Origin of the sequence: Schlesneria sp., from assembly GCF_036405755.1 — a bacterium.
GTDB lineage: Bacteria > Planctomycetota > Planctomycetia > Planctomycetales > Planctomycetaceae > Schlesneria > Schlesneria sphaerica.
Window position 1 is genome coordinate 1 of record NZ_DASWWZ010000474.1, and the last position, 9,446, is coordinate 9,446.

Sequence of the window (9,446 nt, forward strand, 5' to 3'; positions counted from 1 at the left end):
CGGGGATGCGGGACGATTGAACTATGCCGAATTTCGTCGCTGCGGTCTCCCCCTGGGAAGCGGTGCCATTGAAAGCAGTATCCGCCGAGTCATCAACCTGCGGCTGAAAGGAAACGGCGTCTTCTGGCGAGAACATCACGCGGAAGAAATGTTGCAACTGCGCGCCTTGGTGATCAGTCGCCGTTGGGATGAACAGGTCAAACGAATGCGAGCTTGGACCAAGAAACATCACCTCGCCACCTGGCAATGGACACCCCAACTGATGTCCTGCAAAGTTGAACCCCAAACCGCGAGTCCACAAAACACCCTGTAATCAAGAGTTTCACCGAACGCAAAACGGGGTTGCACCCTTCCGTTCTGATCCAGTCAAAAAAAAGACCTCGCCACGATGAGAGTGACGAGGTCGAGATGGCAATCAGCAACGGTCTAGAGAATACCGGCCGATTTGACGTTGATCCCCTTGAGCATCATCTTCAATTCTTCCACGTTGGGGCTGATTTCGAAGGCGGCCGCGCGGCTGACAAACTCTTTCGTCACGAAGTGATACAAGCTGTCGTTAAACTGCTGCATCCCTTCGTCCTTACCGATTCGAATGGCGGCGGGAAGTTTTTCGTCCTGTTCTTCCAGGATCAATTTGCGGATCGTGCCGTTGAAGATCATGATCTCGATGATCGGAACACGGGTTGGCTTTTCCATGATCGTTGGCAGCAGCTTCTGAGCAACGATCGCCTTCATGTTGAAGCCCATGGACGATCGCAGCGCGCGGTGCATGGCCTGGGGGAACAAGTCCAGGATACGGCCGATGGTTGAAGGTGCGGACGACGCGTGAATCGTACCGAACACAAGGTGCCCGGTTTCGGCGGCGTGCATTGCCGTTTCGAAGGTTTCACGGTCTCGCATTTCCCCCACCAGCATGATATCGGGGTCTTCTCGCACCGCGTGTTTCATTGCCGTATGGAAGTCTGAAACGTCCTGGCCCAGCTCTCGCTGATTGATCAGACACTTGTCGGCCTGATAAACGAATTCGACAGGGTCTTCGATGGTCAGAATGTGCTTGCGGTGGTTGCGATTCACCCAGTCGAGCATCGACGCGATGGTGGTCGATTTACCGGAACCCGTCACCCCGGCCAGCAGAACCATCCCCTGGTCGTAGACACAGAGTTGTTCAAGAACGGGGGGAAGGAACAGACCTTCGAAGTTGGGAATGCTGCGCTCGACCTTACGAGTCACCATTCCCATTTTGCTCATCTGAATGAACAGGTTCACGCGGAATCGCCAGGATTCGCCTTTGTGCTCGACGACGTGAGCAAAGTCGGCACCCCCTGTGTTGTTGAAAATTTCCTGGTTTCGTTCGTCCATCAGGGGCCAGCAGAGCTCGCGCATTTTCTCTTCGTCGATGGGCGGCATATCGAGTGCCTGAAGGGTCCCTTTGACGCGAAGAATGGCCGGCTTACCGACCTGAAGGTGCAAGTCGGAACCTTTAAATTCGATTAGCGCCCGAAACAGTTTGTTCACAGGCAGGTCTTCTCGCTTCGTGCCCAGACGAATCCCGGCGCCCGCTTTTGAACTCGTTGCTTCTTCGTGACCACTCATGAGCAAACTCCAGACAGTCTCTCTTGAAACCTGCGAATGACTAAGACTTGATTGATGGGCGTCCGTGATCGATTGCTACTCGAACTCATCAGGGACTCGTGGTGCTCTTCTGCTGAAAGAGGGCCAGGAATCGCCGATGTTGTTGAGTCACTTCCAAAGAGGGATGTTTACAACACCCGATAATCGAGAGTGCTCGCACACAGAGCCATTGAATTCTAACAGGAGAGGTGGAGTCTACGGCAAGCGTTGCTCAAAGTTCTCTGGAGATTTGCGGACATAGGTGTACGGATAGGGCCGGATCTGATCGCGGCACAGATAGGCATTGAGGACACGGAAAAGTCGGCCACCTCGTTTCATTTCAATGGAGGGCAGTGCTTCGACTTCGCGGAAGTAGGGGCGGTATTCCTCGATCAGGTCTGGACGCCGATCTGAATCAATCAGGATTCCATCCTTGTGCAGCCAGTCTTCGGGACGACTCCAGAAAGCAAAGCCGCGTGCGTCCCCCTTTTTATAGCAGGTAACGGGAATTCGATTGCGGACGGCGAATGCCAGCTCGCCACTCTCGTACCACCGATCAGTAAACAGGAATGTGTCGGGGCGATCGACGATTCCTCGGGTTCGCAGTTCCTCCCCCACGGATTCCCAGCCGCTGATTTCGATGCAGGGATCGCGAAACGGGAACTGGACGAGTCCGAAGCGGGCTTGTGTCAGGAAGGCTCCCGCGATGAGGATCAATGCGGTCGACATGAAGATGATCCAGCGACGAACCACGACCGGTTGGCTCAGGGATTTTTCGGCCCAGGCCGCACCGACCAGGGGGTACAGTGGCAGAAAACCGATCAGGGGCCAGTGTGGGAGGATCGGTCGGATACAGGCGACCGCCGTAAACAGAACCAGAGGAAGCAGGGCCATGAACAGTAAAAGTCGGTCGATTCCCGTTGCGCTTCTCAGTCGGGGGATCCGTGTCACCAGTATCAGCGCGAATGAGTACCAGATCCAGGGGAACAGAAATCCCATCGGACCGAAGAGCATCAGAGCCAACCCCTCGGGCCGGAACTGAAGTCCCACAGCACGTGCGCTCTGGAATGCGAACGACGCCCAGTCATGTTGCGAGTTCCAGATCAGTACCGGAACAAGTCCGAGAAAACCAATGGCCGCGGCAAGGTAGGGGCCAGGAGTTCGGAGGCTCCCGCGTGCTGAAGGGGTTGCCAGGACGTAAGCCAGCGTCCCGAGGGGAAGGAAGACTGAGTGGTATTTGCTGAGCATGGCTCCCGCACAGGCGAGCCCCACCCAGACCCAGGGAAGGAGTTTGCCTGGAGAGGTGATCAGAGCTTCGCTGACAGCCCGCATCGTCAGTAATGCGAAGAACAGGAGCGGTCCGTCTGGGAGTACGAACGCTCCTGCTGCGGCCGTGTAGTATGCGCTCAGGTTAAGGGCGAGCGCGGCGTAGAACCCCGCGCGTTCGCCATAGAAGCGCCTGGTCCACTGGTACATGACCCAGGTTGAGCCTGCAAACAGCAGAATAAATCCAAGTCGAATCGAGAGGGGATGCAGCCATCCTCCGCAAGCAGCAATTCCCAGTCGAGCGACCACCATCAGCATGGGAGGGTGATCGAAGTAGCTCCAGTCAGGGTAAACCGTGTAGAGGTAGTGGTAGGCCTCGTCCTGTCCCGTTTCAAGGCTGGCCGCCCATGCCAGGCGACAAATTAATGTCACCAGAATGAGCGTGGCCAATTTGCGTCGCTGGCATCCTGCCATGCTCGGACTCCTGTCGGACAATTTCGGTTCATTTACTCAAGAATGAGTTCCACGCCATCGTCAGGTTCTTTTCCGTCAGCTCCATGATCCCGGATGGCTTCGACCAACCAGTCGAAGACGGTGGCTCCGTGCCCGGAACGGGCAAGTTTCAGGTCCTGCTGTACGAACGAGCGATTGGCGGGGTGACAATTCTTCAGTCGCGCTTCCAACTGACGGATCGTCTCGACAAAGCCAAGTCGAACCTTGGATTTGGCGGCATTCTTCCAGCGAAGGATAAACCCGCCGGGAGGAGTTCCCATGCCCCCTCGCAGGAGATCGTTGAAGGCGTCGAGATTACGACCCCATGTCACCCCCGGAATCAGGACCCGCTCGATCTCGTCGTAGAATTCTTCCAGGGTATTGAAGTTCTCACCGTCGATCTCGTACGTTTTTCTCAGCAGGCCCAGGACCTGATCCTTGAGGCCGTTCACCACGGAGAGGCCGTTTCCGCCATAAATCGTCGAATCGCCCTTCCAGTCGACGAAGCACGCCCCCGCTTCTTCCACGATCGGCAGCAGCGCCGCGGCATCCCAGGGATTCATCGAGGGGTCGATCATCAGTTCGGCACGGCCAGTTGCCACCAGCATATGACCGAAGCAGTCACCCCATCCCCGGGCGAGCTTGACCGAATCCAGCAGCGTCTGCAGGGTGTCGGCACGGCCGATTTTCTGCCAGCGGGTAATGTTCGTCGTACAGAACGTCGCTTCGTCAAAGGTGTTGACGTCAGAGGCGCGCACCTGTCGGGGTTCCCGATCGCCGATCTGCCACCAGGCGCCTGACCCTTTCGCGGCATAGACGACTTCGTTCAGGGCAGGGAAGCGAACGACGCCGATGACGCAGCGCGAGTCGTACTCGACCCCAATGAGGGTTCCGAACAGCGGAACACCGTGGATGAAGGATTTGGTTCCATCGATGGGGTCCAGAATCCAGCGAAATCCGCTCGTGCCGACCTTGTCGGGAAACTCTTCGCCAAGGATCGCGTCGTTCGGAAAGGCGAGCTCCAATTCCTTACGAATTAGCAGTTCGGCTCCCTTGTCGGCTTCTGTGACGGGACTAGAATCCCCCTTACGCTCCACGGCCAGATCGGTGGCTTGGTAGTACCGCAGGATAAGTTCGCTGGCCTCGCGTGCGACGCGGATTCCAAACTCGAGGCGTGATTGCATTTCAGATGACGGCGGAAGCGATGCAGTCGGCGTTGTCACAAGCAGATTCCAGAATCAGTCAAAAGAGTAGTATTCGTGTGCCTAGATTAGCGTGGCGGCGGATCAGAGGCGACTGTCACACGATGTTTTGAGTCACCCGAGCCGATTTTCCAGGTTGATCAGGCATTGAACGCGCAATCGGACGCGATGAACCATCTCGAATGCCTGTGTGTCGATGATTGTCAGCCCCGGGATTGTTGTTCCCGAAGTTCGGCCTTACCATATCGGCCAAATTGTGCCGTCGAACCGTTGAAGGATTTTATACATGCAGTTTGAGACCCAGTGTGTCCACGTAGGTGTGGATAAAGACTCAACTTTCAATAGTGCCACCACTCCGATCTATCCGTCCTCAACGTTTCGCTGGGACGATCTGAAAACACATCGCGGTTTTGACTACACGCGCAGTGGCAATCCGACGCGACGTGCTCTCGAAGAAAACCTTATCGCCCTCGAAGGTGGAATCGACTGCCGAGCCACATGTACCGGGATGTCGGCCATCACGGCGACGATGCACCTTTTCAAGCCCGGCGATCAGATTATCGCCGGCCACGATATTTATGGCGGTACGTACCGTCTGTTCGACGCGGTTTTCCGCAGCATGGGAATCGATTTTGTCTTTGTCCGGATGGGCGATCCCGAGGAAGTTCGCAAGGCGATCACTCCAAAAACCAAATGTGTCTGGATCGAAACCCCCAGCAATCCCCTGCTGAACATTGTCGATATGTCGGCGATCGCGAAAGTCGCCAGGGAAGCCGGGGCGATCACGATCGCCGATAACACGTTCCTTTCTCCCTATTTCCAGCGCCCCTTCGACCACGGGGTTGATATCGTTGTGCATTCAACGACGAAATACCTGAATGGTCATTCGGACGTGGTAGGTGGCTGCGTCGTTACGAAGTCCAAAGAGCATGCTGAAAAAATCAGCTATGTCGTCAATGCGTTGGGCCTCGGTTGCTCCCCCTTCGATGCCTGGCTGGTGCTCCGCGGCGTGAAAACCCTGGGTCCCCGTATGGAAGCTCACCAGCGAGGTGCAATGGCCCTGGCGAGGTTCCTCGACGGACACGCCCGGATCAAGCACGTCTACTACCCCGGTCTCGAGGATCATCCGCAGCACGAACTGGCCAAGCGTCAGCAGACAGGTTTCGGTGCGATGCTCAGTTTTGAAATCGACGGCGGACGTCCGGCGGTTGAGCGGGTCGTCGAACGTCTGAAATTGTTCCAGCTGGCTGAATCCCTGGGCGGTGTGGAGTCGCTCATCGAATACCCAGACTCGATGAGCCATGCTTCCATGTCAGAAGCCGCACGCCGGGAAGCGGGAATCACCGATTCGACGCTGCGTGTTTCCGTGGGGATCGAACATCCTGACGATCTGATTGCCGATTTCACAAACGCTCTGGCAGACTGAGCTTACTGAACTGGCATTTCACGACGCAGTGAGGGGGCTTCTGAGTTACCTTCGCTGCGTCGGTCTGTTCTTTGGAGAGATGTGCTGGGAGGTGTGGCCGGCCGGCGCTTTGTGGGCTGAGAAGAATCCCGAGCGAATGCGGCAGTCTGGCGAAAGAACCCCCGGGGGCGGACCGACGGGATGTTCGCTGGGCCGTCTCAGGCGTCAAACAAACAGCCGGCGGAGCTCATGCGGTCGAGCATGACTTCTCGAAGTTCATCGCGGATTTCATTGGCCAGTGCCGCGTGCCCTGCACGATGAGCCACCCGATCGCGAAGGCGTCTCAGCTTTTCGATCAGTGACCTCGTTTCCATGGTGCGGGGCTGGTAGGGATCTTCGGGAACTCGCACTGGAAGGTAGACCGCCCGGCGAAGCCGAGGACGTCCCACGAGAATCATGTCGAGAATGGCCAACAGCCAGCAGGCGGTATGTGGCCCTTCAGGCTCTTCCAGGATCTGCCTGAGATCCCCCAGCAAGAGATACTCAAGCTCGCGGTGCTCCACGTGCGTGAATTCGTATTGGGGGGAAGCTGCGATCATGAGATTTATTCTGTAAGTCAGTGTTTTTTGACATCACAGAACCGAGGGTAGCAATCGGCATGCCGCTGAACCTGTCGTCTCACGAATCCCGTTTCGCAACGTAATGTCTAGGCAGAATCAGCGGTAGAAAATGTTCTCTGCGGGAAGCCGAAGTGGGTGGCGGTGGGATAATGCGCTGATCGCGGGCAGAGCTTCACTAACCTTGGGCGATGTTGCCGCATACCTGCAGAGTCTTGCAGCAGTATAAAAAAATCGCCGTCGTCGAACCGAGAGTGGTTCAACGACGGCGAGTGAGAATTCGATCCAGCAGTCCAGGGAAACCTTGCAGTCTGTTTGAATACGTCAGTAGTTGGGTAGCTCTTCTGCAAGGATTGCCAGCCGTCTCCCCACATGATGGTCATGGTGGAAAGTCTCGGGTGCTGCGCGGGGCAGGCTGGTCTGCCGGGAACCTCGTCTCCCAGTGAGCAGATCCACGCGGACCGCCGAATCAATTTCTCCCGGTGAGTCAGCTTTCGCATCGTTCCCGGGCTGAGGAGTTATCGGGCGGCATCCCGAACGAATCCACCCGTTCATGCAAGTTACCTGTGATAGGGGCTGTGCTTCGTAAACCATGTGGTTTTATCAGGGTGACTGGGTAGTCTATTGAGGTCGCCCCGAGAATTCTTCATGCACCTCGCTCGGTACGGAGTAGTTGCTTTTCTGAGAAATCCCTCTGCTGATGCATCGGTCCAGGAGAGATTTCTCAGCGAGATTGGTGGCCGTGGACGAGGTTGCGGGGGCGGTCACTGGCCCCAACGGGGGGAGCCTCACTCGCAGAAAATTGCCGGTTTCCCACTTTCGCGATTTGAAACTGGTGTTCCAGGTTATCTGGTTTACCTATCTGGTGATGAGACCGCTTGCGATGATCGGAAAATTACCGATATCATTCCTGTCGCCACAATTGAACCAGATTGCCGAGACGTTTGAATGTCGGAAGAAGTCAAAGAACCCCGTTCAAAATCCGTTCTCACGGAATCACTTGGTTCCTTGACCGGTTTGTGTGCTCGTCACGCCTGGTGGACAATCGGGATCGTCGTCCTGTCGGCCGTGTTTTGCGTCTATCTCACGACGCAGCGACTGAATTTCAAGACAGACCGGTCCGATCTGATCAATCCCGAGGCGGGATTCTATCAGCGCTGGATTAATTACACCAAGGACTTCGGTCAATTCGACGACATCATCGTTGTCATCGAAAGCAATCGCAGCGAGGCGCTGAAGGAAGCCATCGACGATGTCGGTTCCCGTCTGGCCGGTCAACCGAAGTTGTTCAGTAACGTACTCTATCGAATTGATCCGGGAAAACTTCCAGAGAAGGGGCTGCAGTACCTCCCCGCGAATACCCTCGCCAACGGTCTGGAACGACTGGAGTCGTTCCGACCCATTCTCAACGGCAACTGGGGTCTGATTACGCTTGATGGTGTTGTCACACGTCTTCAAAGCCAATTGTCTCGGGTCAAAAACGATCCGGAAATGGAAAAACAACTCCTGCATCATACGGACCTGCTCATCACAAGTTTGCAGAACACGATGCAGGACGGTGACCGCTTTACGAATCCCTGGCCTGAAATTCTGTCCGTGCCGGACGAGATGGAAGAGCAGGGGAAGCAGTCTGATTATATGCTGAATGAGACAGGGACGATGGGGTTCGTCATGGCTTCGGCCGTGCAGGACAAGGGGTCCTTTGAGGGACCCACTCTTGCCATCGACGCTGTCCGGAAATTGCTGGCTGACGCCCAGCAGAAGTTCCCGGATGTGAAGTTCCTGCTGACCGGGATCTCGGTTCTCGAGAATGACGAAATGCGGCGGTCGATGGCTGACTCGACGACCGCCTCGGTCATTTCCTTCGTCGGTGTCGCCATTCTGCTGTTTCTCGGCTTCCGGGGATTTCTACATCCATTCCTCGGACTGTTTATGCTTGCGGTGGGGATGGCCTGGTCATTCGGCTATACGACGCTGATGATTGGCCATCTGAACATCTTGTCAGTGTCGTTCGCCGCGATGTTGATGGGGCTTGGAATCGACTTCGCCGTGCATATCCTGTCCCGCTATCTGGAGCTGCGGCATCAGGGAATGGGTCTGATCGAGGCGATTGTGGCGACGACCGAGGGTGTCGGCGTTGGAGTCGTGACAGGGGCCGTGACCACATCGCTGGCGTTTTTCTGCGCCACGATGACCGACTTCCTGGGGGTTGCGGAGCTGGGAGTGATCGCCGGGGGAGGCATTCTGCTGTGTGCACTGGCGGCGTTCACCGTTCTTCCCGCCGCCATCGCCGTGGCGGATCGTCGGACAGAACTGCTGGAACTGCCCAAGCCCTTCGAAGCACGAACTCTGCGTGCCGCGATTTTGAATTATCCCTGGGTCATCCTCACGGCGTCCGCGGTTTTCCTGGGTTTCATCGGTTATCGGAGCTTCGACTGGTCAGGGCCAGTGCCGAAGCCACTCGTCGTTTATGATCATAATCTCCTGCACCTTCAGGCTGAAGGACTGGAATCTGTCGAAGCACAGAACCACATTTTCGAGTCTTCCAAGCATTCGCTGCTGTATGCCCTTTCCATTGCTGACTCTCCGGAGGAAGCGAGAGAACTCAAAAAGAAGTTTGAACAGCTGCCGACTGTTCGCGAAGTACAGGAACTTGCGACACGCATCCCGGAATCCCTGCCCGAGGCCAAACGGCTGCTCATTCAGGGCTACCATGCACAGTTGTCTCAACTTCCTGCGGCACCTCCTGAGCCCCAGGCGGCCATGCCCGCCGCGAATGGTCGAGCCCTGGAAAAACTCTATGATCTGCTCAAGTCGCGTCGTGACCCGGAATCGCAACGGATTGCCAGTTCG

6 protein-coding genes and 1 pseudogene are annotated in these 9,446 nt (G+C 56.3%); 3 read left to right on the forward strand and 4 right to left on the reverse strand.

The genetic code is table 11. The annotated features are described in order from the left end of the window. A pseudogene (locus VGE80_RS16115) lies at positions 1-313 on the forward strand (hypothetical protein); the annotation flags it as partial. 113 nt (positions 314-426) lie between these two features. Here VGE80_RS16115 and VGE80_RS16120 read toward each other — a convergent pair. The 3 genes from VGE80_RS16120 to VGE80_RS16130 form a co-directional block, all read right to left on the reverse strand. Further along, positions 427-1,593 carry a type IV pilus twitching motility protein PilT gene (locus tag VGE80_RS16120; RefSeq protein ID WP_373653624.1) on the reverse strand — a complete coding sequence of 389 codons (1,167 nt, stop codon included), beginning with the start codon at positions 1,591-1,593 and terminating at the stop codon, positions 427-429. Positions 1,594-1,827: 234 nt separating this feature from the next. After that, complete coding sequence (locus VGE80_RS16125; RefSeq protein ID WP_440593381.1) at positions 1,828-3,351, reverse strand: ArnT family glycosyltransferase; 1,524 nt, start codon at positions 3,349-3,351, stop codon at positions 1,828-1,830. Between the two features lie 32 nt (positions 3,352-3,383). Next, positions 3,384-4,592: an inositol monophosphatase family protein gene (locus VGE80_RS16130; RefSeq protein WP_373653622.1), complete on the reverse strand. Its 1,209-nt coding sequence runs from the start codon at positions 4,590-4,592 to the stop codon at positions 3,384-3,386. Positions 4,593-4,857: 265 nt separating this feature from the next. Between VGE80_RS16130 and VGE80_RS16135 the strand changes: the two genes are divergently transcribed. Then, the gene (locus VGE80_RS16135) at positions 4,858-5,997 is read left to right on the forward strand and encodes a trans-sulfuration enzyme family protein (protein WP_440593382.1); all 1,140 of its coding nucleotides are present in this window, start codon (positions 4,858-4,860) and stop codon (positions 5,995-5,997) included. A gap of 197 nt (positions 5,998-6,194) precedes the next feature. On the opposite strand, the gene VGE80_RS16140 is transcribed toward VGE80_RS16135, so the two are convergent. Continuing rightward, on the reverse strand, positions 6,195-6,575 hold the full coding sequence (locus VGE80_RS16140; protein WP_373653620.1) for a hypothetical protein: 381 nt from the start codon (positions 6,573-6,575) through the stop codon (positions 6,195-6,197). A 966-nt stretch (positions 6,576-7,541) separates the two neighbouring features. Between VGE80_RS16140 and VGE80_RS16145 the strand changes: the two genes are divergently transcribed. Beyond that, the coding region (locus VGE80_RS16145; RefSeq protein WP_440593383.1) for an MMPL family transporter at positions 7,542-9,446 on the forward strand (1,905 nt) is incomplete at its 3' end.